Source organism: Serratia sp. JSRIV006 (assembly GCF_019968685.1).
Taxonomy (GTDB): Bacteria; Pseudomonadota; Gammaproteobacteria; order Enterobacterales; family Enterobacteriaceae; genus Chania; species Chania fonticola_B.
Map to the genome: position 1 here is coordinate 3,886,762 of NZ_CP074137.1, position 24,877 is coordinate 3,911,638.

At 56.5% G+C, this 24,877-nt stretch carries 22 protein-coding genes and 1 riboswitch; of the genes, 4 read left to right on the forward strand and 18 right to left on the reverse strand.

Going from position 1 to position 24,877, the window contains the following annotated elements; translation table 11 throughout:
• Positions 1-68: 68 nt before the first annotated feature.
• Together KGP16_RS17975 and KGP16_RS17980 are read right to left on the reverse strand one after the other, a co-directional pair.
• The gene (locus KGP16_RS17975; RefSeq protein ID WP_021178589.1) at positions 69-698 is read right to left on the reverse strand and encodes a CatB-related O-acetyltransferase; all 630 of its coding nucleotides are present in this window, start codon (positions 696-698) and stop codon (positions 69-71) included.
• 183 nt (positions 699-881) lie between these two features.
• Positions 882-1,868 carry a DMT family transporter gene (locus tag KGP16_RS17980; protein ID WP_094982003.1) on the reverse strand — a complete coding sequence of 329 codons (987 nt, stop codon included), beginning with the start codon at positions 1,866-1,868 and terminating at the stop codon, positions 882-884.
• 168 nt (positions 1,869-2,036) lie between these two features.
• Between KGP16_RS17980 and KGP16_RS17985 the strand changes: the two genes are divergently transcribed.
• On the forward strand, positions 2,037-3,491 hold the full coding sequence (locus KGP16_RS17985; protein ID WP_021806037.1) for a PLP-dependent aminotransferase family protein: 1,455 nt from the start codon (positions 2,037-2,039) through the stop codon (positions 3,489-3,491).
• Here the strand turns inward: KGP16_RS17985 and KGP16_RS17990 are convergent.
• Genes KGP16_RS17990 through KGP16_RS18005 form a run of 4 tightly spaced genes read right to left on the reverse strand, consistent with a single transcriptional unit; the run spans position 3,488 to position 7,148 of the window.
• Positions 3,488-3,988, reverse strand: coding sequence for a protein disulfide oxidoreductase (locus KGP16_RS17990; protein WP_021178592.1), 501 nt, complete (start codon positions 3,986-3,988; stop codon positions 3,488-3,490). The genes KGP16_RS17985 and KGP16_RS17990 overlap by 4 nt on opposite strands.
• Positions 3,981-4,697 (reverse strand): DsbA family protein, encoded by a 717-nt coding sequence (locus KGP16_RS17995; RefSeq protein ID WP_021806039.1) that lies wholly within the window; start codon positions 4,695-4,697, stop codon positions 3,981-3,983. Before KGP16_RS17995 ends, KGP16_RS17990 begins: the two co-directional genes overlap by 8 nt.
• Complete coding sequence (locus KGP16_RS18000) at positions 4,697-6,730, reverse strand: protein-disulfide reductase DsbD (RefSeq protein WP_223500106.1); 2,034 nt, start codon at positions 6,728-6,730, stop codon at positions 4,697-4,699. Before KGP16_RS18000 ends, KGP16_RS17995 begins: the two co-directional genes overlap by 1 nt.
• Positions 6,731-6,779: 49 nt before the next feature.
• On the reverse strand, positions 6,780-7,148 hold the full coding sequence (locus KGP16_RS18005) for a copper resistance protein (protein ID WP_166733032.1): 369 nt from the start codon (positions 7,146-7,148) through the stop codon (positions 6,780-6,782).
• 180 nt (positions 7,149-7,328) lie between these two features.
• On the opposite strand from KGP16_RS18005, the gene flk reads away from it, so the two are divergent.
• The gene (gene flk / locus KGP16_RS18010) at positions 7,329-8,354 is read left to right on the forward strand and encodes a flagella biosynthesis regulator Flk (protein WP_115158230.1); all 1,026 of its coding nucleotides are present in this window, start codon (positions 7,329-7,331) and stop codon (positions 8,352-8,354) included.
• Here the strand turns inward: flk and KGP16_RS18015 are convergent.
• Together KGP16_RS18015 and KGP16_RS18020 are read right to left on the reverse strand one after the other, a co-directional pair.
• Positions 8,351-8,803, reverse strand: coding sequence for a rhodanese-like domain-containing protein (locus KGP16_RS18015; protein ID WP_021806043.1), 453 nt, complete (start codon positions 8,801-8,803; stop codon positions 8,351-8,353). The genes flk and KGP16_RS18015 overlap by 4 nt on opposite strands.
• Before the next feature lie 48 nt (positions 8,804-8,851).
• Complete coding sequence (locus tag KGP16_RS18020; protein WP_179251737.1) at positions 8,852-9,967, reverse strand: SLC13 family permease; 1,116 nt, start codon at positions 9,965-9,967, stop codon at positions 8,852-8,854.
• Between the two features lie 145 nt (positions 9,968-10,112).
• Here KGP16_RS18020 and apbE point away from each other — a divergent pair, with 145 nt between their 5' ends.
• On the forward strand, positions 10,113-11,144 hold the full coding sequence (apbE, locus tag KGP16_RS18025) for an FAD:protein FMN transferase ApbE (protein ID WP_223500107.1): 1,032 nt from the start codon (positions 10,113-10,115) through the stop codon (positions 11,142-11,144).
• Positions 11,145-11,194: 50 nt separating this feature from the next.
• Here apbE and KGP16_RS18030 read toward each other — a convergent pair whose 3' ends face one another.
• The 7 genes from KGP16_RS18030 to fabB all read right to left on the reverse strand — a co-directional run bounded on the left by KGP16_RS18030 (position 11,195) and on the right by fabB (position 20,801).
• Positions 11,195-14,338, reverse strand: coding sequence for an efflux RND transporter permease subunit (locus tag KGP16_RS18030; RefSeq protein ID WP_223500108.1), 3,144 nt, complete (start codon positions 14,336-14,338; stop codon positions 11,195-11,197).
• A complete protein-coding gene (locus KGP16_RS18035; RefSeq protein WP_223500109.1) occupies positions 14,335-15,777 on the reverse strand; it encodes an efflux RND transporter periplasmic adaptor subunit in 1,443 nt (480 codons plus the stop codon). The genes KGP16_RS18030 and KGP16_RS18035 overlap by 4 nt, the downstream gene beginning before the upstream one ends.
• Entirely contained in the window at positions 15,777-17,033 is a 1,257-nt protein-coding gene (locus tag KGP16_RS18040) for a TolC family protein (RefSeq protein WP_223500110.1), read from the reverse strand. The genes KGP16_RS18035 and KGP16_RS18040 overlap by 1 nt, the downstream gene beginning before the upstream one ends.
• A gap of 11 nt (positions 17,034-17,044) precedes the next feature.
• Positions 17,045-17,365 (reverse strand): copper-binding protein, encoded by a 321-nt coding sequence (locus KGP16_RS18045; RefSeq protein WP_021806049.1) that lies wholly within the window; start codon positions 17,363-17,365, stop codon positions 17,045-17,047.
• A 70-nt stretch (positions 17,366-17,435) separates the two neighbouring features.
• Positions 17,436-17,864, reverse strand: coding sequence for a hypothetical protein (locus KGP16_RS18050; RefSeq protein WP_223500111.1), 429 nt, complete (start codon positions 17,862-17,864; stop codon positions 17,436-17,438).
• A 192-nt stretch (positions 17,865-18,056) separates the two neighbouring features.
• A complete protein-coding gene (locus KGP16_RS18055) occupies positions 18,057-19,067 on the reverse strand; it encodes a magnesium transporter (RefSeq protein WP_021178606.1) in 1,011 nt (336 codons plus the stop codon).
• 59 nt (positions 19,068-19,126) lie between these two features.
• Positions 19,127-19,297: riboswitch (M-box (ykoK) riboswitch) on the reverse strand.
• 289 nt (positions 19,298-19,586) lie between these two features.
• Positions 19,587-20,801 carry a beta-ketoacyl-ACP synthase I gene (fabB, locus tag KGP16_RS18060; RefSeq protein ID WP_021178607.1) on the reverse strand — a complete coding sequence of 405 codons (1,215 nt, stop codon included), beginning with the start codon at positions 20,799-20,801 and terminating at the stop codon, positions 19,587-19,589.
• 170 nt (positions 20,802-20,971) lie between these two features.
• Between fabB and mnmC the strand changes: the two genes are divergently transcribed.
• Entirely contained in the window at positions 20,972-22,993 is a 2,022-nt protein-coding gene (gene mnmC / locus KGP16_RS18065; protein WP_223500112.1) for a bifunctional tRNA (5-methylaminomethyl-2-thiouridine)(34)-methyltransferase MnmD/FAD-dependent 5-carboxymethylaminomethyl-2-thiouridine(34) oxidoreductase MnmC, read from the forward strand.
• 42 nt (positions 22,994-23,035) lie between these two features.
• On the opposite strand, the gene KGP16_RS18070 is transcribed toward mnmC, so the two are convergent.
• From KGP16_RS18070 to KGP16_RS18080, 3 genes are all read right to left on the reverse strand, one after another.
• A complete protein-coding gene (locus tag KGP16_RS18070) occupies positions 23,036-23,317 on the reverse strand; it encodes a YfcL family protein (RefSeq protein ID WP_021806053.1) in 282 nt (93 codons plus the stop codon).
• A 32-nt stretch (positions 23,318-23,349) separates the two neighbouring features.
• The gene (locus KGP16_RS18075) at positions 23,350-23,895 is read right to left on the reverse strand and encodes an elongation factor P hydroxylase (RefSeq protein WP_021806054.1); all 546 of its coding nucleotides are present in this window, start codon (positions 23,893-23,895) and stop codon (positions 23,350-23,352) included.
• 76 nt (positions 23,896-23,971) lie between these two features.
• The gene (locus KGP16_RS18080) at positions 23,972-24,772 is read right to left on the reverse strand and encodes a sulfite exporter TauE/SafE family protein (protein ID WP_021806055.1); all 801 of its coding nucleotides are present in this window, start codon (positions 24,770-24,772) and stop codon (positions 23,972-23,974) included.
• Positions 24,773-24,877 lie beyond the last annotated feature (105 nt).

Here is a 24,877-nt window from a genome sequence, read left to right on the forward strand (position 1 = left end):
CTGCATCATGCAGCGCCCCAATGTTGTGAGCCGGTTAAAAATCGGGCGGGACTAACTCGCCCGACTTATTATTGGCGTATAACCTCAACAGCCTGTTCCAAGGCCGTAATATCATCGCTGGCCAACAAGGGCTGGATGCTGGCGAACGCTTCGGCGGACAAATCGTAAATCTGCAACGCGAGTAAACGCTCGATTGTCTCCGCAGAAAACCGCCGTTTAATCATCCGGGCCGGATTGCCGCCAACGATAGCGTAGGGCTCGACATCCGCAGTCACCACGCTGCCGGCAGCCACTATCGCCCCTTCGCCAATCGTCACTCCAGGCATCAGCATGGCCCGCATCCCGATCCAACAACCATCGCCAAGGCGGGTATCACCTTTAGGTAAATAAGACGCCTGGATGGTTTCCATAAACGGATACAGGCTCAGCCAATCAATACGGTGGGTATGATTCCCTCCCATCAGGATCACCGCTTCGGCGCCAATACAGACATAATCGCCAATGTGCAACCTGTCTAGCTGCCCCAGTGGCTCCCACTGTTGGCTGACCGCATCGCCGTGTAAATAGCGCACCACGGAGCGTTCAAAGCCGTCATCCCAGCAATGGCTGTAATAACTGTGGGTTCCCTTGATCAGGATATTGGGGTTGGTTACCGTCTGGTGGAGTAATTCTACTTGTGACCAGTGTTTATCAGACATGGCATCTTCTCTTAATTTATTGCAAGAGCCACGGAACGTAATGTCAGTGGCAGCGTTTTCCGTTCAAAAACACTGCCCAATCAAGCGATAAGCGCTCGTTTTAACCTTGGATTAATGATCATTTGCTGTTTGCACCCTGTTGTTTCGCGGCCAATGGTAACAAACCGGCGCAGAAAGCCAAGCCTACTTCGCTCTTCTCAGCATCAATACCCCGCCCATCACCAGCGCGCTACCCAATAGCTGTAACTGGTTCATATTTTCTCCCAACAGGAAGTAGGCGATGACCGCGGTAAACACCAGCTCCAGCGACAGGATAAGGTTGGCCACCGCCAGCGGCAGGGTTTTCAGGCTGATATTGTACAGGCCAAACCCCAGCAGCGTTGGCCCTGCGGCCAGCGTGAGCAGCAACAGCCAGCCACTCCACTGAATGCCTTGAACTCCCTGGGATAGAAACCACAGGTCCCCCGCCATGCCGTGAAATGCCGCCAAGGGGAAAAATGTCAGCAAGGTGTTGAACAACCACTGATACACGGCGGAAAAACCGAATACGTACAGGATGGTATTCCACACCGGGTAGCGCCGCTCGCTGGCGATACGCCCGCCGAGGGTGTACAGGGTGTAACCAATGCCGGACAGCATGCCGACCATCAGCCCCAACAGATCAAAACGGCTGTTGCCCATGCTGTCGCCGTTACTGACCAGGAAGCAGCCACCCAGGCTGACCACGATCACCAGCAATTCGCGCAGGCTGAGGCGTTCGTTGTACATCATCCAGCCCAGGAATACGGTAAAACCGACCGAGCAGTAGGTCAAAATAGTCGCCACCGAAGCGCCATTGAGCGCCACCGACAGCGTCCATAAGCTGTTAAACAATGCCAACAGCAAACCGTAGCCAGCGTAGAACGGCACCTGTTCACGTCGCAGATAAGCCCATTGTGGTTTGAACAGCAGCAATAACGGTAACAACACCAAGGCCACCAAGGCCGCACGCCAGAAAGCCAGCACAAACGTCGGTAGATGGTAATACTCGGTCAGCGCGCGGATGATGATGGCGGTAAACGCCAACAGCATGGCACTGATTATGGCGATCACGTAACCCTGGTTGGTTCCCCGCAGGATCCCGCCACTGACCACAACTGGTTCTGCTACAACACCCGACGGTAACGACATAACACCCTCAAAATTCCACCGCTTAATTCTCTGGCGGAGATTTTAACGCGGCCAGATTTTGCCACCATAGCCACTTTGCTACGATGTTGTGCAGGCCACTTTTATCGGTGCCAAGCCTTGTTACTCTGGGATATAGTGAAAACAGACTTTTTTTACCGGGCCAATTTCATGCACATTCCACTGGATCGTCAGCAGGACATTCCGCTGTATCTGCAGATCGAAGAAGCGCTGCGCCGCGCCATTCTTGGCGGCACCTTTGCCGATGGCGATAAATTGCCGTCAACGCGCAGCCTGGCCGCCGAACTTTCGGTCAGCCGCCTGACGGTGGAAAGCGCCTACGCCGAACTGACGGCCAAAGGATTGTTACAACAGCGGCGTGGCAGCGGCGCCTATGTCCGCCACCTGCAACCGGCCCCCATGCAGCAACGGCCAGCATCCAGCGAGCTATTCCCTGCGGATCGCTTCACCACCACCACGTCGCGGCTGGACGGTTATCCGGATATTCCTTTGCCGGAGCACATCATCAACTTTGCCGCTGGCGTCGGCAGCCCCAAGGTGTTCCCGCTGGAGGCGTTCCGCAAGATCCTGCTGTCGATCCTCAGCCGTCATGCGGAAGAGGCCTTCAGCTATGGTGATTATTGTGGTTACTACCCGCTGCGCGACACGCTAAGCCGGATCCTGACCGCACAAGGTATCCCCACCCGAGCCGAACAGGTGCTGATCACCAACGGCTCGCAACATGCCATCAGCCTGATTTTCCAGACGCTATTACGCCCAGGGGATACGGTGATTGTCGAAGAGCCCACCTATGCCGAAGCTCTGGGACTGCTGCGCCTGCACCAGATCAACATTGTTCCAGTGCCCAGCGATCGTCACGGTATGTGCGTTGAGCAACTGCCGGAGCTGATCGCCCGGCATCAGCCCAAAATGATCTACACCATCCCCAATTTCAATAACCCCACCGGGCGCTGTATGAGCGAAGTCCGCCGCAGCCGCTTGCTGGCGTTGGCGCAACAGGCCGGGATAGTGATCCTGGAGGACGATTTTGTTGGCGATCTGCGTTACAACGGTAAAAGCCTGCCGTCACTGCGCGCCATGGCTCCCGCTGGCACGGTGATCTATGTCAGTACCTTCTCCAAAATGCTGCTGCCCAGTATGCGCATCGGTTATCTGGTGGCGGACAGCGAACAGTATCTGCAATTCTCACGGCTCAAGCACGTCGACAGCTTTACCAGCTCCAACCTGATCCAGCGCGCGTTGGACGCCTTTGTCACCGTTGGCAGCTACGACAAGCAGCTGCGCCGGGCGGGAAGGATATACCGCCAGCACCGAGATGCTATGGTGGCTGCATTAAGCGAGCACCTGCCACCGGGCTGTCGGTTTGAAATCCCTGCGGGAGGGCTGTTTATCTGGCTGGAATTGCCACCTGCCGTAAGCACCACAACCTTGATGCCAATAGCCTGGCAACAGGGTGTCACCTTTGCCCGTGGCGAATGCTTTTATGTTGAGGAGCAGCACGGTGCACATGGCTTGCGGTTGAATTTTGCCGCCAATACGCCGGAGCTGATTACCGAAGGGATCGCCCGGCTTTGCCGGGCGATTGTTGAGGTGACGGGGAATTAAACGCTGGCCCACCAGAGCCGCAGTTTCATGCCCCAATAGCTGGTCCAGCCGGTGGTGCTTTGCACCACCTTCCCCTGAGAGATCACCACGATGGTCGGCGTCACGCCAATCTGCCACTGCGCCGATAGCTTGCCCTGCTCATCGTTAACTACCGGCAGTTGCAGCTTCTTGGCCGCCAGCCACTGCTCAACCTGCTGGTCATTGCCCGAACGCAGCGCCACGGTCATCACGTTACCGCCGTTTGCCACCAGTTTGGCCACGTAAGGCGTGGTAAAGCGGCAAACTCCGCACCAACTGGCCCAGAAATAGACCAATAAAGGCTTATCCTGGCTGAGCTGCGCCAACGACACCGGCTCTCCGTCCAGAGTTTCCAGCATTTGCTGCTCAAAGGTCAAGGGAGCCTGTGGAGCTCGCCACCAGTCCATGGCGAACGTCACGCCCAGCACGAGCAACAGCAGAATCAGCAGTTCGCGCGTCCAGCGCCGTAACCTAGCCATTTTTCACCTTCGCCAATTGCTGCTTCACTAACGCTTCCAGATCCTCATAAGACACCGCGCCCGGCAGCATCTGATCGCCAATCAGGGTAGCAGGCGTTCCCTGCACGCCAAACTGTTCAGCCAACTGCATATTGGTACGCAGCGTGGTCATGCTCTGCTCGCTAGGTGCCACCGGCTTAACGCCCGTTTTCTCTTGCGCTGCGGCGATGCTGGCGTTGTCATGAAAGCCTTTTTTCGCCATCAGGCGTTGATGCAGCGGCCAGAACTGTTCTGGATGCTGCTCCCAAGCCGTCAACGCCACCCGCGATGAGGCAATCGAGCTTTCTCCTTTGAACGGCAACAGCTTCACCACCAGCGCCACATCGGGATATTTGTTGACGATCTTCTCCAACATCGGATCAAACTGCTTACAGTACGGGCAGTTGTAATCGGTGAAGGCCACCAGCGTCAGCTTGGCATTCTTGGCCCCTAACCGCGGGCTGGCAGGATCGTCGAACAGGATTTTGCTATTTTGCTCAATCGCCTGACCGAGTTGCTGGCCGTTGGTTTGCTGCTGCCAAGCATTAACCGCTTCCGCCAGAATATCCGGGTTTGAGACCAGCGTTTCGCGGATCAGCTCTTTGATCCGCACTTCCTGCTCGGCGGTGAAAGGAGCCGCAGCCCAGACCGGGGTGACGATCAGCAGCAGTAACATCAGTAACTTGTTCATTATTGGTTTCCTTTGGCAGTAGACAGAGCTTGCAGTACGGCTTCGCGAGTGAGCAGCGGTGACAACACTTCGCCGTCTGGCAAGCCGGGGCCATAGATTTGGTTAAAGGGAACGGCAACGCTGCCGCGCTGTTGCAGGAAGGCCGAGATGCTTTCAGACGGGCGGCTCCAATCACCGCGCAGCGCCACTACATCATCAGCGCTGAGTGCTTTTTGCACCTCGTCACGCAGCAATACGTTGTATTTATTCGCCTTGCAGGTCACACACCAGTCGGCGGTCACATCAACAAACACCCGTTTATTTTCAGCTAGTGCCTGTACGATCGCCTGTTCAGAAAGCGGTTGCCAGGCGATGTTGTCGTGCAACGGCTGTCGCCACTGGTTAGCGGTCAACGATCCCACCAGCAATGCCAAACCACCTACCACCAGCAAGCTGGCCGTCGCGATCCCCGCTGACCGGGCACCTAACTGTTGCCACACCGCCAGCAATAAACCGAGCAGCAAGATGGCACCGACAATCAGAGTCGGCTTCACGCCGATATGGTTGGTCATCAGGCTAAGCAGCCAGAGCGAAGAAACCAGCATTAGCAAGCCCAGCGCCAACCTCATCCCGTTCATCCAGCGGCCAGGACGTGGTAGGCGTAACGCCAGCGCAGGCCAGGCGGCAATCAGCAACCAAGGCAGGCTCATGCCAATTCCCAGTGCCACAAACATGCCCCAAAGCACCGGCAACGGAGCCGCCAACGCAAACGCCACCGCCGTTCCCAGGAAAGGCGCCGAGCAAGGCGTCGCCAGCAGCGTGGCAAACGCTCCCTGCCAGAAATGACCGCTCAAGCCATGCCCGTTATGAGTAGCCAACTTGGTATTCAACGAGGAAGAGAGTTGCAGGTGGAACAGGCCGAACAGATTGGCGCTGAACAGCAGCGTCACCAGCACCATAAAGCCGATAAACCACGGGTTTTGGAATTGGATCCCCCAGCCCAGCGCGTGATTGCTCAGGCGCAACAGCGTCATCAGCAAGGCCAGCGCCATGAAGGACACCACGATCCCCAAGGAAGAGGCCAGAAATTGCCAACGCACGCTACGCCGATCGCGCTGTTCGACCTGCAATATGGAACCTAGCTTCATCCCCAGCACTGGCAGCACGCAAGGCATCAGGTTAAGAATGAAACCGCCCGCTAACGCCATCAACACCGCTTGCCACAGGGGGAAAGCCGCGGTGGAAGGCAATGCAAGCGGCCCGCCAATGGTCAGCGTTGCCTCCTGAGCGATCCCTCCATCGCTGATAACCAGCCGCAGTTGTTTACCACGCAGATCCGGTGCTGCGTCTCCCCAACCATCACTCACGGGAACTCGCGCTTGCAGACTCTCGCCATCACTGCTGACCGTTGGCTTGCCCAGATCGGCTCCTGCCACCGTATCAAAGAACAGCTCAGGTTGTTGCCAGCCCGCGGTACGCTGCGCGCTAATCTGCAACTCACCGTTGTGATAACCGGCACGCAGGCTGTCCACCAACCCACTGGCAATCGGCACCTGCCCCATCGCCTGAGCAAAGTCGTGATTGAACTTTGGATCAGCCGGGGTGGTGAGATCCAGTTTGAACGGATAATCGGTCAAGATGCAGACGTTGCTACAGGTGGATAAGGTAAGCGTACCCGCCAGTTGCTGCGGCGCAGCGCCCTTCAATACGATGGGCAGCGTAACCCGCTGCTGATAGCCCTGCGTCGAGATCCCCGCCACGTCAAAGCGCTGCGGCGTTGGCCAGAACCAGGTTGCCGGTGGTGGGTTGCCCTGCCAGGTGATTGCTGGCGCAATACCTCCTTCCCCTGGTGAGCGCCAGTAGGTTTTCCATCCTTTTTCCAGCTCAACAGCGAGCAGCACACGGGTTTCGTCCCCGTTGCTGGTGTCGGCACGCAGCCTGACTTGCGCATGATCGTTCTGCGGGCTTTGCAGCCAGCCGCTATCCGCCGCCTGTGTCGCAGGTAGCCAAAGTAATAACAGGCAAGCCAACGCCAGCCTGATGATATTCCACATAGTTGTTCTCCATAAATAAATTAGTCACTCGGTTTGGCGAGGGATTAACTCATTCACGGAACACGCATAATCGCAGATGCACCCTGAGGGTGGTGGGGGAAATAACGCGTACAGGAGGGAACGACAAGCGTGGAGCGATGATCGGGGTCAACAGGACCAGTAACATCCCCAAGCCAAACAGCACGTTTTCAAACATCACCGGTGGGGAGGCCAACAACGATTTGGCACTCAGCTCACAGGGGGTCGTGGTGGTGGCCTCTTCATCACCGCTGGCCACGGATTGGCTGACGCTGACAGAGGGCAGGCCAAGGGCCAGTTGCAAGGTATGCAAGCCCGCCATGCGCTGGGTGAGGCACGTCAGTACCACCAGGCAAGCCAGGGTTAAAAACCATTTTGCAATCCGCTGCCGATTTATCATCACGCCCTCAATGCCGTATCTGCGCCTATCTTAGCGGCGCAAACAGGATAAGCAACGATTGGCCTGTAAAGAAATGTCTGGCGGCGGTATTGATGGCACGAAATTACAGGTATCATAAGCGATTAAGCCTGTGCTTTTCGCCGGGTATGTCGACTTTATACACTGCGAAGGACTGGTGATATGCAACCGTTAAGTGGACCTGGCGCTCCTGGCGCAGCCGATCACCCTCCAACCGCTGGCAAAATCCCTCCTGCCGACGATCAACCGCTCTCCCCAGCCCAACGCACCCAGTTGGAAAAACTGATCGTCAAGATCATGGCCCTCAGCCCGGCCAAATCCGCCGAGATCTGGGCCACGCTGCGTCATGAATTAGGGGCGGATAACCACAGCGAACTGTTGGCGCGCCATTTCCAACCGGCGGAGCAGCTACTGCAAAACCGCCTTGGCGTGGCACAACAGAGCCATGCCAGCCGCCAACTGCTGCAACAGCTCACCGAACTGTTGCCACAAGGCAATAACCGCCAGGCGGTCAGCGACTTTATCCGCCAGCAGTTTGGCCATACGGTGTTAAGCCAGTTGAGCCATCCACAGCTCCAGCAAGTGTTGAACCTGCTGCAAACCGGCGAACTGACAATCCCTCACCCGCAACAAACGGCCACCAGCGATCGTTCGCTGCTGCCTGCGGAACATCAGCACTTGCAGTTGCAGGTCACCAAGCTTAGCGCGGCCACCGGTGAGACAACGGCCAAACTCTGGCAGGCACTGTTCGATCTGGTCGGGGTAAAAATCAACGATCCGTTGCCCGCACGCCACTTCCAACTGCTCAGTCAGTTTATGCAGGTGAAATTGGCGCTCAGCCCGCAAACGGCGCCGACGCTGCAAAACCTGCTGGCGGTATTGAAACAGCCAGCAGACCAGCAAGAGCAGCAACAGCTCAATGACTATTGCCAGAGCCGCTTTAACGGCAACCTGAATACGCCGCTGACCCACGCACAGTTAAACGACGTGATCCAGCAGCTGTTTACCCGCCGTCTGGACAAGGCTGGCCACGCTCCGTCATTACACAGTGACGTCCAACAGCCACAGCCATTGCTTAACCCACTAATCGCCGCCCTGCCGCAGCCTTTACAGTCGATGTTCAGTAAGCCTCTGGCGCTGGTTGTCGGCGTTATCGTATTGATATTGGTACTGTGGGCGCTGTTTTAACAGCCGCACTCCGGTGCTTTATCCCGCCCCTGCATCGTACCCAGCTCAACACCGATGGCCACCGGATGGCCATCGCGTAGCCAGAAATCCAGCCCGCCAATCAGCTCTTTGACCCGAAAGCCAAGCTTGGCCAACTTGTATGCCCCCTGGGTGGAACCGTTACAGCCGATACCGTCGCAGTAGGTGACATAGACCTTGTCGCGATCGAGAGATGAGGTGCTGCTTTCATCCATTAAACGATGGGGAAAGCTCACCGCACCAGGAATGTGCCCGGCGGCGTACAACGCACTGGCACGGGTATCGATCACCACAATCTCGTTGACGCCATTGCGCAAATCTTCCGCCACATCCGCCGAGTCGGCGTAGAAGGCGAGCTTTGCCGCCAGATAATCCAGGCTTTGTGCCGCCGTAGCCGGGGGATAGGCCAATACCAATGAAGAGATGCTCATAATAGAACTCCAATGCATTAAGAGTGATGACAAAGTGCTTGAGTCAAATTAACCCAGTAGCAGCCAACCCACTAACGTAGCCCAGGCCAGGAACGGTATCGAATAGTAATGGAACTGCAGCCAGATCTGACGTTCTCCCGCCATCCGCAGGGCGATCAGGTTCGCCAGCGATCCGATCGCCAGGCCAAATCCCCCGGCGTTTACCGCATAGGCCACCAAGGCGCTGGACGGCACATAGTTCAGCAACAAAATGGTCGCCGGAACGTTGCTGATCACTTGAGATAAAGCGATCCCCAACGCATACACGCTACCATCCGCCAGCGAGGCAATCTGGTCAAACAGCGGTTGCACCGCCGGCAGTTGGGTCAGCAAGCCAATATTGATAAACATGGCGAGAAATACAAAGATCAGGCTCCAGTCAATCTGCAACAGCACCTGGCGAGCCAACAGCAGAAAACCGGCAAACACCAGTAACATGCCATACAACGGCACGTCCAAATCCAGGCAGATCAGAAAGGCCACATACAGCGCGACACTGGCCAGCAACAGGCGCATTTGATAAGGATAAGGTTGGGTGTTCGGGGCTTTGACAATTTTCCGCGCCGGGAAACTGAACCAGGTGACCACCAGCAGGCTCAGCATCATGATAATGCCGAACGGTGCCATGCGCCCGATAAACTCCATAAAGGTCAGCGAAGACTTGCTCCACAGCAAAATGTTCTGCGGATTGCCAATCGGCGTCAGCAACGACCCGGCGTTAACCGCCAGTGCCTGGAAGATGATCAGGCGGCCTATCGGCAGTGAAGAGAGCTTTTTCAGCGTAATGGTCAACGGGATCACGATAAACAGCGCCACATCGTTGGTGAGGAACGACGACAGCACCGCAGCGGCACACACCAGAAACAGAGCCAGTGAGCGTTCACTTTGCAGGGTGTTCACGATCTGGCGGCCGATAAAATCGAAATAACCGCTCACCTCAACGCCTTTGGTCAGCAGCATCAACCCCAGCAGAGTCATGATGGTGCGCCAATCGATAAAGCCAGAGAGTACACTCAGCGACTGTGGCCCAATGGCGTACAACAACATTCCCATCAGCAGCAACGCATGCAGGAAGCGGTCATGCAAAAATGGCCTCAACAAACTGGTCACCGCATTTGAACTCATGGATTTACTCTTATTTTTCAAGCTAAGGCTGGAAAACGACGTTAGCCGAAGCTCTTGAATTACGCCAGTAAAAAAGCACGTTGCCCTTTCCATTTATCGTATTTTGTTTTATACCCGTCGTCTTTCCCTGCTTTTAGGATTTTCTATGGCCAATTCCATTGCCAAAAGGCTGCTGCTCAGCGCGGCGCTGATGCTGCTAGCCGCCTGTAACGATGCCAACACCCGCCCCCAGATCGACATCGAAGGCAAAACCATGGGGACGTTCTATAGCGTAAAGGTCAGCGGCACTGTCACCGAGAGCAAGCAACAATTGCAGCAGGAGATCGATGCGCTGCTGGAGCAGGCCAACGACGATATTTCCACTTACCGCCCCGATTCGGTGTTATCCCGCTTCAACCAGAGCACCTCTGCCGATCCGCAGCCCATCCCCCGTGGAATGGCCGATATCATCCTCACCGCTCAGCGCATTGGCCGTGATACCGGGGACGCGATGGATATCACCGTCGGCCCGTTGGTCAACCTGTGGGGTTTCGGCCCGGATAAGCGGGCCGTCAAAGTCCCCAGCCAGCAGCAAATCGATGCAGCCCGTCAGCATATTGGTTTGCAGCATCTGAAACTGCTGAGCGACAGCCGGGGTGAATGGCTGCAAAAAGATCTGCCTGAGATGTATGTCGATCTCTCCACGCTAGGCGAAGGTTACGGCGTGGATCAGTTGGTCCAGTTGATGGCGCGCAAAGGCATCACCAACTATCTGGTATCGGTGGGCGGAGCCGTTTCATCACGCGGCGTGAATGGCCAGAACAAGCCTTGGCGGGTAGCAATCCAAAAGCCCACCGACCGCGAAAATGCGGTGCAGGCGCTGGTGGATTTGCAAGGCTACGGCATCAGCACTGCGGGGAGTTACCGTAACTACTTCGAGCAGGATGGCCAGCGCTATTCCCACGTGATCGATCCCGTCACCGGGCGGCCTATCACCCATAAGCTGGTTTCCGTTACGGTGATTGCCCCTACGGCGTTGGAGGCCGACGGTTGGGATACCGGGTTGATGGTGCTGGGTACGGAAAAAGCGCTGAAACTGGCCGAAGAGAAAGGATTGGCGGTGTATCTGATCAGCAAAACCGATAACGGATTCAACGCAGTGATGACGCCGCAGTTTAAGGCATTTTTAGTGCAGTAACCCTGTGAAATCCCCCCAGCAGGGGGGATTTACGCTCGTTATCGGTGAATTTACTCTACTTTCTCACCAGGTTTTTCATCCTTTCTGTGCAGCAGCGAATACACCGCCGGGATCACCAGCATCGATAGCAATGGCGCACTCACCATACCGCCAATCATCGGTGCGGCAATCCGCTGCATCACCTCTGAGCCAGCACCACCGCCCCACATAATCGGCAGTAAACCGGCCATAATGGTCGCCACCGTCATCACCTTGGGTCTGACGCGCAACACCGCCCCCTCGCTAATTGCCGCCATCAGTTGCTGATGACTCAACGGCTGGCCCGGTTGACGATGTTTCGCCAGCGCCTGATTAAGGTACAGCACCATAATCACGCCAAACTCTGCCGCTACCCCGGCAAGGGCAATAAAGCCCACCGCCCCCGCCACCGACAGGTTGTAATCGAGCAGATACAACAGCCAGACCCCACCTATCAGCGCAAACGGCAGCGTCGCCATGATCAGCAGCGCATCGCTCACGCTGTTGAAGGTGACAAACAGCAACACAAAGATGATCGCCAGCGTCACCGGCAGCACAATCTTCAACTGGGCGCTGGCGCGTTCCAGATACTCAAACTGCCCGGACCAACTGAGGGAAACCCCGGCGGGCAGCTTCACCTGCTGCGCCACCACCTGTTGCATCTCCTCCACCGCCGATTTCAAATCGCGCCCGCGCAGATCGACATAGATCCAATCGGAAAGCCGGGCATTCTCGCTTTTCAGCATCGGTGGCCCTTCGGTGATGCGAATATCCGCCAGTTCTGCCAAAGGTACTTGCCCACCGGTCGCCGTCACCACCGGTAATTCACGCAGCTTTTGCAGCGAATCACGGATCTCCCTTGGATAACGGACGTTGATCGGATAACGCGCGCGCCCTTCAATGGTTTCAGCGATGTTTTCCCCTCCCACCAACGTGGCAACCACTGATTGCAGCTCTTTCACCGAAACACCGTAACGCGCCGCACGCTGGCGATCGATATCAATATCCACATAGCGCCCTCCGGCCAGGCGCTCCGCCAGCACGGAAGTCACACCCGGAACCTGCTTCACCACCTGCTCAATCTGGCTGGCCGCCAGCTCGATATCGGCAATATTGCTGCCGTTGACCTTGATGCCTACCGGGCTTTTGATGCCGGTCGCCAGCATATCCAGACGGTTACGGATCGGCGGCACCCAGACGTTGGCAATGCCGGGCACCTTGACCACGCTGTCCAGTTCGGCCACCAGTTTGTCCATCGTCATGCCGGGCCGCCACTGGTCGCGGGGCTTAAAGCGAATGGTGGTTTCCAGCATGGTCAACGGGGCCGGATCGGTTGCCGTCTCCGCCCGCCCGGCCTTGCCAAAGACCGTGTCCACTTCCGGTACGGTTTTGATCAAGCGGTCGGTCAGTTGCAGAAGCCGTGCCGCTTCACGGGCAGAGATCCCTGGCAGCGTCGAAGGCATATACAGCAGATCCCCTTCGTCCAACGGTGGCATAAACTCGCTGCCCAGACGGCTGAGTGGGAATAAGGTCAGCAGCAACAGCAGAGCGGAAATCCCCAGGGTGGTTTTAGGCCGTGCCAGCACCGCCGCCAGCAACGGCTGATACATGCGGATCAACCAACGATTGATCGGATTGGCATGTTCGTCCGGAATACGGCCCCGGATAAAATAGCCCATCAGCACCGGTACCAGCGTGATGCCCAACCCCGCGGATACCGCCATCGCATAGGTCTTGGTGAACGCCAGCGGCGCAAACATCCGCCCTTCCTGTGCCTGTAGCGAAAACACCGGGATAAACGACAGGGTGATGATCAACAGACTACAGAACAGCGCAGGGCCAACCTCAACCGCCGCCTGCTCTGAGATGTGCCAGTAATCTTTTGAGGTGGGCTGCTGGCCGGGATGACGTTGCCGCCACTGCTCCAGCACCTTGTGCATGTTTTCGATCATCACGATCGCCGCATCCACCATCGCGCCGATGGCAATGGCGATCCCTCCCAACGACATGATGTTGGCGTTAACGCCTTGATAGTGCATCACCACAAAGGCGCCCAGGATCCCCAGCGGCAGAGTCACCATCGCCACCAGCGCCGAACGGAAGTGGGACAGGAACAAGGCGCACACCACCGCGACCACCAGGAACTCTTCCAACAGCTTGAATGACAGCGTATCGATCGCGTGCTCGATCAGTTGCGATCGGTCATAAACCGGCACGATCTCCACGCCCGGCGGCAGGGTGTGCTGAAGCTGTTGCAGCTTGGCCTTCAGCGCATTAATGGTTTCCAGCGCATTCTTACCGTAGCGCATTACCACAATGCCGCCAGCCACTTCACCTTCACCGTTGAGCTCCGCCACGCCACGGCGGATTTCCGGCCCCTCACGTAGCTCTGCCACCTGCGACAGCAGGATCGGCACACCGTCGCGCGCAGTGATCACCACGTTATTAAAGTCGGCGAGTTTTTTCAGGTAGCCGGAGGTACGCACCATATACTCAGCCTCCCCCATTTCCAGCAGCGCACCGCCGCCTTCCTGGTTGGCATCCTGAATGGCGCTCACCACCTGCTGATGGGTAATGTTCAGCGCCCGCATACTTTGCGGATTTAATATCACCTGATATTGCCGCACCATGCCGCCAACGCTGGCCACTTCCGCCACGTTAGGCACGGTTTTCAGCTCAAACTTGAGCGTCCAGTCCTGCAAGGCGCGTAAATCCGCCAGGCTGTGTTTACCAGTACGATCGACCAGCGCATACTCATAGACCCAGCCAACGCCGGTTGCATCCGGGCCCAGCGCCACTTTAACCTGTGGCGGCAGAGAGGACTGGACCTGGCTGAGTGACTCCAACACCCGCGAACGCGCCCAGTAAGGATCGGTACCGTCTGCAAACAGAATGTAGACATAGGCATCGCCGAACATGGAGAAGCCCCTCACCGTGCTGGCTCCCGGCACCGTTAGCATGGTGGTGGTCAGCGGGTAGGTCACCTGATCTTCTATTACCTGCGGCGCCTTGCCCGGATAGGTCGCCCGGACGATCACCTGCACGTCAGAGAGATCGGGCAGCGCATCCAGCGGCGCCTTCTGCAACGCCCATACGCCCCACCCGGCCAGCAATATCGAAGCCAGTAATACCAACAGGCGATTGCGTATCGACCAGCGGATCACGGAGGCGATCATTGGTGGCCTCCTTGCGGCATGATTTGGCTGATGTGCGAGCCGTTTTCATCCACGCTAAAGTGGAACATCACCTTGCTGCCGATGCCAATCCCGGCGGGTAAGCCACCCGCTGGCAAGGTGAAATCCATGGTCATCGCAGGCCATTGCAACTCTGCGACCGGATCGTGCGACAGCGTGACGGTATCATTATCCACCGCCTCGACTACGCCAAGCGTCTGATACTGTTTTCCCCCCTTCTGCGCGGCCATCTGTGGCAAGGCACTGCGCATGCTGGCTTCGGAATCAATCAGGAACTGGCCTGAAGTCACCACCTGTTGCCCTGCCTGCAGACCCTGTTTAATTTCTACCCAGCCGTCCTGTGCCAGACCGGCGACCACGTCAACCGGAGCAAAGTGGCCGTTCCCTTCCGCCACCAGCACCCGGTTGCGATCGCCACTGCCAATCAGCGCCTCCTGCGGGATAGCCAGCACCGGCTTGGCCCCGGCGTTTTGCGCCAGTTGCACCTGCAAATACATGCCCGGCTTCAGACGCTGCTGCGGGTTTTTCAGCACGATACGCGCTTTAAAGGTGCGGGTAAGCGGATCGACGTTAGGCAGCAGCTCGCTTACCTCGCCAGTAAAACGTTCACCCGGCCAACTGGCGGAGCTGGCTGCTACCGCATCGCCCACCTGCAACAGCCCGGCCTGCGCCTGCGGGTAATCAATCACCATCCACACCGGATCGAGACTGGCCAACTCAAACAGGCCCTGCGTCGCGGTGACCTGCATCCCTTCCCGTGCGTCCAGCTTGTTGATAAACCCGCTCTCTGGTGCGGTAATGGTAATGCGGGTCTGGGGTTGGCCGCTGCGTTCAACCTGGCGAATGATGGCTTCAGGCATAAACTGCAATGCCAGACGCTGGCGGGCGGCAGAGGTCAGTGCGCTATCGCCCAGTTTGCGGATCGCCAGGTATTCCTGCTGTGCAGCACTCCAGTCCGGGATCCATAGCTGTGCCAACGCTTGCCCTTTCTTTACCTGTTGCTGGCTGGCACGCACATAGAGTTTGTCTATCAGACCGTTGGCACGTGCGGCAATCACCTGCACACCGCGCTCATCGGTGGCAACGCTGCCATAGGCATCAAGCTGCAAATTCAATTCACGCAGTTGTGCAGCCGCTGTACGGACGCCCAGATTCTGCTGCTGGCGGGCGCTGATGGTGACACCACCGTCATCCTGCTGTTCATCGGCATAGCGTGGCACCAGTTCCATATCCATAAACGGCGATTTGCCCGGCTTATCAAAACGCTGGCCTGGCACCATCGGATCGTACCAATACAGCACCTGCCGTTCGGCACCGCCGCTAGCAGGTTGCGCCGCAGTTCTTTCCCCGGCCAACCAGTAACCGCCCATAGCACCGCCCAATAAGGCGGCTAACAGCGTCAGGCTAAAACGCATTTTCATTACATTGCCTCCTGCACGGTGAGATAACGGATGGCTGCCCACAGCTGCGCCAATTCACGCGCAGCCTTACCGGCGCTCAGACGGCTGTCGAGCAAGGCCCGGCGCGCTTCCAACACCGAGGAGAGATCGCTTTTGCCACTGCGGTATTGCGCCAGTTGCAGCGCCACGCGCTGTTGTTGCAGTGGGATCGCTTGCTGCTGTTGACGCTGCCATTGCGCCTGTGCAGCCTGATACTGCGCCAACAGAGTATCTAGCTGGGCCTGATGGTCGCGGATCAATAACGTCAACTGATCGTTGGCCTCCATCGAACGGGAAACGTCGGCGGCATAGTCCTTATCCTGCCGCTGGGAGCGGAACAGCGGCAGATCGACGGTAAACATCACGCCCGCCATATCCTCATAGCCATCGGCCCGTTTGCCATACGATACTTCTATGCCCACGTCAGGAATGGCGGCCACCTCGGACTGTGCCGATCGCGCCTTGGCCACATCGGCCTCACGGCTTGCCTGCACTACCTCCGGATGCTGTTTGATCGCTTGTCGCAACAGGTTGCTCTCGGCGGGCAGGCGCTCGAAACGTGGCAACGGCCCACCGATCCCCTCAACCTGCTGCCCGGTCAACTGGGTCAAGCGCGCCTGGGCGATGGTGACGTCACGCTGCGCCTCGCTGAGCCGGTCCTGCATCGCCAACAGCGTCAAGCGAGCATCGATGACGTTAGCGGCGGGCGAACTGCCACTGGCCACTCCGGCATGTTGGGCGGCGATTTGCTTTTCACTTTCTTTGAGCAAAGCCGTGGCATCTTTCAGCGTCTGCTGGCTCAACGCCAGTTCCAACCAGGCCTGTGCCGTCTGCTGCTGCAAGCGGGCACGGATTGTCGCACTGTTGGCCTCGGTTTTACTGGCCTCGGCACGCAAGGTATCCGCCTTACGCTGGCGCTTGGTACTGCTGACGTAATCCTGCATGATGCCAACCCGCTCCATGGTCATCCCTTCACGGGTCAAACGTCGGGCGTTACCACCTTGTACCGGCACGTTTTCAATGCCGAATTTCAGCTTGGGATCGGGTAGTTCCATCGCCGAATCCGCCATGTTTTGCAACGCATTCACCTGATGCTGGTTGGCCGAGAGCTCGGCGGAATAGCGCTCGGCCGCCGCCAGCGATTGCTCCAACGTCAGGCCGGTTGCCTGCGCACTCGCCGTCCAACAGGCGAGCAGCAGCCAGCCCACCCGCAAGTGGTGAGAAAGTAGTCTGGACATGGTGCCCCCCGTTAGTCTTGGCTGGCGCGGATGGCGGTCAGCTGATAGCCGCCGTCAACCTGACGGAAGCTAAACTCCACCGCAGTCCCGGCAGCCAAAGCAGGCAATGGCGGCTGTGGCTGAAGGAAATTCATGGTCATCGGCGGCCAGTTCAAGGCAGGGATGGCTGGGTGGGCGAGCGATACTTTCTGCTCACCCCAGGCCTTAACGGTCCCTTTAGAGTGATAGACGGCGACGTCTTGGCTGGCATGTTGGTGATGTTGCATCTCCGCAGCGGAGACGAATGAAGAGAACATCAGAGAGATGAAAACGGCAGTGATCAGATTACGCATAACGATAGCTCCATAGAATAGACAAAAACAACTCAGGTCACCGTGCTGGACGGCAAAGCGGTTGGTTTAGCTATTCACGGAAGCGGCAGAAGACGATCTCTGCCGGCGGGCCTGCTATCGGAGGGGTTTGCCAATCGAGGCGGGAGAACTGCGCCTGGGGCTGAGGATCGGCAACCAACAGCTCACTGTTGGCAGGTATTACTGCCGCCAGGGCAAGGCTACCGTGGTCTTGCTGTGCCGAATCTGGGACGCAGTGCTTTTCACACAGCGGCCCTTCGGCCTGCATCATCTCATTGGCTAGCGGATCGGCGGCCTGCATATGCATCGTATGCTGCGCGGCTGGCGCAACGGTGGTGAGTTGCAGGTTGCAGTGATGGCTGGCGATCGCCAGTTGGCTATTGAGCAGTAGCCAGCAGACGGCCAATAGCCATGCTGCAGCCCGCTTCTTGGCGAAGCGCAACCGGTGCATAGATATTGAGATGGACGCCAAAGCCGACATGCAAAAATTCCAGAGTAAGAAACCGTGCTGAGTATATCGGCAGAAAACCGTCACAGGAACGGAATTTACACCCGCTGACAAAGCCGCCTCGGAACGATCCTATAAACTGGAAATGCTTTGATTTCAGTCAACTACGCTGCTTAAAAAATCCCGTTAATCATAGCAAAAACCGGCTTTCGCCGGTTTCCATGATTAATTTAGTCCCAAGGTCCACTGGGCTATTTTGAAGTAGATGATCAAGCCGGTGCCGTCTATCAGCGTAGTGATAAACGGGGCGGAGACTACGGCAGGATCCACACCGAAGCGTTTCAGTGCCATTGGGATCACGGAAGAGACAATCGCGGCCCACAGCGTGATACAAACCAGGGTCAGGCTCACAATGAGCGTAATCTCATAGCCGATACCCATCATCCAGCCACGGAACGCACCAGCACAGGCCAGCGTTAACGCTATCATGACCGAAGTCGTCATTTCCTTGCTCAGTACGCGCCCCAAATCGCGCATGCGAACCTCTCCCAAAGCCATCGCTCGCACAATGGTGGAGGTGATTTGCGTACCGCTGTTACCACCTGTACCCACCAATAGCGGGATAAAGAAGGCCAGGGCAATCGCCGCTTCCAATGACTCTTCAAAATGCTGAATAACCGTGCTGGTATAAGCCTCGGCGACGAACAGCAATAGCAGCCATACGCTACGTTTTTTCCATAGCTCGAAGGAGCTCATTTCAAGGTAAGGCTTATCAAGCGGCAGGCTTGCCCCTTGCAAATGGGCATCCTCGGTGTTTTCATCCTCGATAATCTGCGCGATTTCGCGCTCGGTTAAGCAGCCGACCAAACGGCCATTATCGACCACCGCCACAATATCTAAATTATTATTGTCCACCAGTTTGGCGATATGTTCACGTTCGTCCGTGGGTTTTACATGGAAGAAGGTGGTTTCCATCATATCCTTGATACGCTCGCCATGATGTTCTTCCTGCAATAAACGTTTAACAGAAAGAACGCCCACCAGTTTGGTGCCATCTTCAATAAAGATTTGTGCGGGAATATCGTCGTTGGAAAGTTGGTTAACGAATATTTTCCTGGCTTCGCCAACGTAAAGATCCTGATGCAGAACAGAGACTTTCTTGTTCATATAACGCGCGATGGCGTCGTCTTCAAAGTTGGCGTTTTGATAAAGGTCTTGCAATACAACATGTGACATTCTAGATACTCCCGATTGAAAGATGGAGTCTCATAGAGGCGACAAGACAGGACAGCAAAAGCCGATCCCCACGTCTTGGGTTTAGCACTATACAACGTATCCCCAGGGGGAAGTTACCTTAGCAATGCCTTGATTCGGCTAATGCTTGTTTTACCCTTGGTGGCCTCTCTCGATGCCATTAGAGCGGTAACTTGTGTTCGTATAGGAGCCTCGCCATAACGAGATCGTAAAGCTAGATAAAGCGTGGGCATTATGACTGGTTTGATTATTCGTATAGGAGAAATGGTAATTTCGTTGAGGTATTATTTATTTTTTGGGACAAAAATTAACCGGGTTAATTTATTATCCTGTCAGGCCACGGCTAAATTAAACGAAAAAACGCTCGCCGTTTAAGTTATCTGCTGTCAGTTTTTTGATCTGAGAAATCTTAATTTTCACTGATATAAGGTATCGCGTTAAAAACGCATAAAAAAACGGGCACCTATTACGGTGCCCGTTTGAAAATATAACGCCTTAGGCTTACTTCTGCAGTTTACGCATTACCAGCGTAGCGTTGGTACCGCCGAAGCCGAAGCTGTTGGACATGACCGTGGTCAGCTCACGCTTGGTTGGCTCGGTCACGATGTTCATTCCTACCGCCTTCTCATCGAGGTTATCGATGTTGATGCTTGGCGCAATGAAACCGTGCTCGACCATCAGCAGGCTATAAATCGCTTCCTGCACGCCCGCAGCACCCAGTGAGTGGCCGGTCATGGCTTTGGTTGAAGAGATGGCCGGAGTGTTATCGCCAAAGACTTCGCGGATCGCACCCAGCTCTTTCACGTCGCCGACCGGCGTGGAGGTGCCGTGTACGTTCATGTAGTCGATTGGAGTGTCAACGCCCTGCATTGCCATCTTCATGCAACGCACCGCGCCTTCGCCCGATGGAGCCACCATGTCGGCACCGTCTGAAGTGGCACCGTAACCGATGATTTCCGCATAGATATGTGCGCCGCGAGCCAGAGCGTGCTCCAACTCCTCAACCACTACCATGCCGCCGCCGCCAGCGATAACGAAACCGTCACGCGCTGCGTCATAGGTACGGGAAGCTTTTTCTGGCGTGTCGTTATAGCTGGTAGACAGCGCGCCCATAGCGTCGAATTCGCAGGCCATTTCCCAGCACAGCTCTTCACCACCGCCAGCAAAGACGACGTCTTGTTTGCCCAATTGGATCAGCTCAACGGCGTGGCCGATACAGTGTGCTGACGTTGCGCAGGCAGAGCTGATGGAGTAGTTCACGCCGCGAATTTTGAATGGGGTAGCCAGGCAGGCAGAAACGCCTGATGCCATCGCCTTGGTCACCATGTAGGGACCAACGCCACGCAGGCCTTTGGCGCGCATGCCGTCAGAACCCGCAACCTGGTTACGTGGAGAACCACCGCCGGAACCGACCACCAGACCGGTGCGATCGTTGGACACCTGATCGGCTGCCAGGCCGGAATCTTGAATCGCTTGTTCCATGGAGAGATAAGCGTAAACCGACGCGTCGCTCATAAAGCGCATCACTTTACGGTCAATCAGACCGGTAGTGTCGAGTTTGACATCACCCCATACGTGACTACGCATGCCGGAATCTTTCAGCTCCTGGGAGAAGGTGATCCCAGAGCGGCCTTCCTGCAGACTTGCCAGGACCTCCTGCTGGTTGTTACCAATGCTGGAGACGATTCCCAGGCCAGTAATCACTGCACGTTTCATTCAAGTACCTCTTCCACAATTTACATTCGGGATTTTGCAACGCACTTTAGCGTACAGATGTACGCCGAACAAGTCCGATCAGAATAATTTTGCATTATCTTTACCCAGTTTGCACCTCGGGGCTACCCCCGTTAAAATCGCGCTATCCCTTGAGTTACGAGCAACCTACCGTGAGCAATGCCCCCATCCAAACCGCAGCGTTAAGCTGGAATGAACAAGGTACACCTGTTTCGAAACAGTTTGATGACGTCTATTTTTCCAACCAGGATGGGCTGGAGGAAACCCGCTACGTCTTTCTGGGGGGCAACCGCTTGCCACAACGCTTCAGCGATCACCCTCGCTCACTGTTTATTGTGGCTGAAACCGGCTTCGGTACCGGGCTGAATTTTCTGACTCTGTGGCAGGCCTTTGCCCGTTTCCGCCAGGAGACACCGGCGGCGAGTTTGCAGCGTCTGCATTTTATCAGCTTTGAGAAATACCCGTTGCAGTTGGAGGATCTGGCGGCAGCCCATGCCCAATGGCCAGAACTGGCTCCCTTTGCCGATGAGCTTCGCGCCCAGTGGCCTTTGCCGCTGCCAGGGTGCCACCGCCTGCTGCTTGCCGAAGGGCAGATCACGCTCGATTTATGGTTCGGTGACGTCAATACCCTGCTGCCGCACTTTGACGCCAGCATGAACGATCAAATTGACGCCTGGTTCCTCGATGGCTTTGCGCCGTCCAAAAACCCCGATATGTGGAGCGAACCGCTGTTTGCCACCATGGCGCGTTTTGCCCGCCCAGGCGGCAGTTTTGCCACCTTCACTGCCGCAGGGTTTGTCCGCCGTGGATTGCAGCAGGCCGGGTTTGAGGTTACCAAATGCAAAGGCTTTGGCCAGAAACGCGAGATGCTCACCGGTCAGCTACCTGCCGGCACCCCGGCAAGCGTCAATCCAAGCCCGTGGTTCCTGCGCCCGGCAGCGGAGAATACCGACGATGTCGCCATTATTGGCGGCGGCGTAGCCAGTGCGCTCACCGCGTTGGCCTTATTGCGCCGTGGGGCCAGGGTGACCTTGTATTGCGCCGATGCACAGCCCGCAGAGGGCGCATCCGGCAATCGACAGGGGGCGCTGTACCCATTGCTGAATGGCCGGGGCGATGCGTTGGAAAACTTCTTCTGCGCCGCCTTCCCCTTTGCCCGGCGCCAGTATGACGCCTTGCTGCAACAGCGGGTTGAATTCGATCACCAGTGGTGTGGCGTCAGCCAATTGGCCTATGACGAGAAAAGCGCAGGCAAGATAACCAAGATCATGGCCGTTGCCTGGCCGCACACTCTGGCACATCCGGCCGACCGCGCTACGCTTAGCGCACTGAGTGGGATCGATACGGGATTTGGTGGCATCCACTATTCGCTCGGGGGATGGCTGTGCCCTGCCGACCTGACGCGTGCCGCGATTGCCCTGGCCGAACGGCAGGGATTGGTTTGCCACTATCTGCATACGCTTTCCGATTTGAACCGCCATGATGAAGGTTGGCAGTTGCATTTTGCTAAGGGAAAAACTCACCAACATGCGACGGTGATCCTGGCGAACGGGCACCAACTCACTACACTGGAACCTGGCGCCGCTCTACCGGCCTATGCGGTGCGCGGCCAGGTTTCACATATTCCGACTACGCCAATCTTAAGTGAATTAAAGCAGGTGCTTTGTTACGACGGTTACCTGACGCCGGTGAATCCTGGCAACCAGCAGCACTGCATTGGCGCCAGCTACCAGCGTGGTGAATCAGGCACTGAATATAGCCAGGCAGAGCAGGAAGAGAACCGCGATCGCCTGCTGCGCTGTCTGCCAGAACAGGATTGGCCGCAAGAGGTGGATATCAGTGGCCAGCAGGCCCGCTGTGGCGTACGCAGCGCTACGCGCGACCACATGCCGATGGTGGGTGCCGTGCCAGACTATCAAGCCACTCTGGCGCTGTATGGCGATTTACAGCAGCAACGCCAGCGTGGCGAAGTCATTGCCGATGCGCCAATGTATCCGGGGTTGTTTATGATCGGAGCCTTGGGCTCACGCGGCCTGTGCTCGGCGCCGTTGGCCGCAGAAATTTTAGCGGCTCAGCTGTTTGGCGAACCCTTACCGGGGGATAGCGAGATGTTGGCAGCGTTGAACCCAAACCGCATGTGGGTCAGGAAGCTACTGAAAGGACGAGAGGTATAGTTCACTTGAGGGGCCAGCGTGATGCCGTCCCCTTTAGAGCAATTACTCTGTCGGCAACGCTGTTTGATACAGGTTTTCCCACATGCCCAGCACCAGTACCTGATCCGGTGGGGAAAGTTCCCCGGCCTTGATGGCCTTGTCCAGGCTGCTCTGCACCCGCACCTTGAGCTGTTCGGCGCTGTGTTCGGCATGTTCTTCCGATTCCGCCACCGCCAAAGTCAGATGACCGCGCAGGTAGCCACCGGCAAACAGTTCATCATCGCTGGCGTGCTCTACCATGTCATCAATCAGCGCCAGAATGCGCGCTTCAAATTCTGCGATCATCAAATTTCCTCGTTAACAAACAGACTCTGGCCTCAGAGATCTTCCGGGTAGGGAAAATGCTCGGCCGCCAGCGGAGGCGTATTGTAAAACGATTGCAGCGCCTGAATAAAGCGCGCAGGTCGTGTGGGTATTCCTTGCTCCAGCAATTCCAGCACCCGAGTACGGACTTTACGCTGGAAACCAATGCGATCCGGCTCGCAGTCTCCACTGAGATTGTCGCAGCTGACGTTGAACGGGAAACCCGCCGCCACGCAGAACATCCACTCCAGCGCCTGCGGATTAATCTCGACCGCCTCGAATTCACTCTGCGTCTGGGCATCGCGCCCATCCGGGCAATACCAATAACCGAAGTCCACCAGCTTACGGCGTTCGGCACCGGCGATGCACCAATGGGAGATTTCATGCATGCCACTGGCATAGTAGCCGTGGGCAAAAACGATGCGGTTATAAGGCAGCTCATCATCGGCAGGCAGATAGATAGGCTCATCGTCGCCTTTAACCAGACGGGTATTGAACTCATCGCTAAAACACTGATTAAAGATTTCAATCAGTTGCGGATACTGGTGTGTGTTTGGCATAAAAAAACTCAAATAACCACAAAATTAAGGGGGCCATTATAGCCGATATCTCTCGGCTTGCCGCCCCTTTGAAATGTTAAAAATGCAACGCCAACCATTGCTGGATTTCCGCCCCGTGATTGTCGTACAGCAATTTGCAGCTCATGATCAGAGACACTATCACGATCATCGGCCGGATCAGCTTCTGGCCCTTGGTCAGCACCATGTGCGCCCCAAGACGGGCTCCGAACACCTGCCCAACCAACATCACCAGACCAATGCTCCAGATCACTTGGCCGCCAATAATAAACAGCACCAGGCTGGCCAGATTGGAGGTGAAGTTCAGTACCTTGGCGTGGGCAGTTGCCTTGGCCAGGTTAAAACCGCACAGCGTCACATAGGCCAAGGCATAGAACGAACCAGCTCCTGGCCCGAAGAAACCGTCATAGAACCCTACACAGCCCCCAGCTACCAGGCCAAAGGGTAACGCCCCCAGCCGACGCTGACGATCGTTTTCCCCCAGCCGTGGCGTCAGCAAGAAATAGACACCGATACCGATCACCAACAGCGGCAGCATCTGGCGCAGTATATCGGCACGCATATGCTGCACCAGGATCGCCCCGATCACCGACCCCACCAGCGTCAGGAAGATGGTCAGCTTCTGGGTATTAAGATCGACAGCGCGACGGCGGACAAAGTACAGGCTGGCGGAAAACGATCCCCCCACCGACTGCAATTTATTGGTCGCCAGCGCCTGCGTGGGAGGAACGCCAACGGCCAGCAGAGCCGGTACGGTCAACAGCCCACCACCACCGGCGATCGAATCGATAAACCCGGCGAACATTGCTACCAAAAACAGTATCCCGAGCAATTCGGGACCTAACACCAGCCCATCCATAAGTCGTCTGCCTACTTTTTTATTTGCGCACTTTTTATTTGCGCACACACTACGCCTTAAAACTCAAAAAATAAACGCCCCATTCGAGGCGTTTTTAGCAGGCTA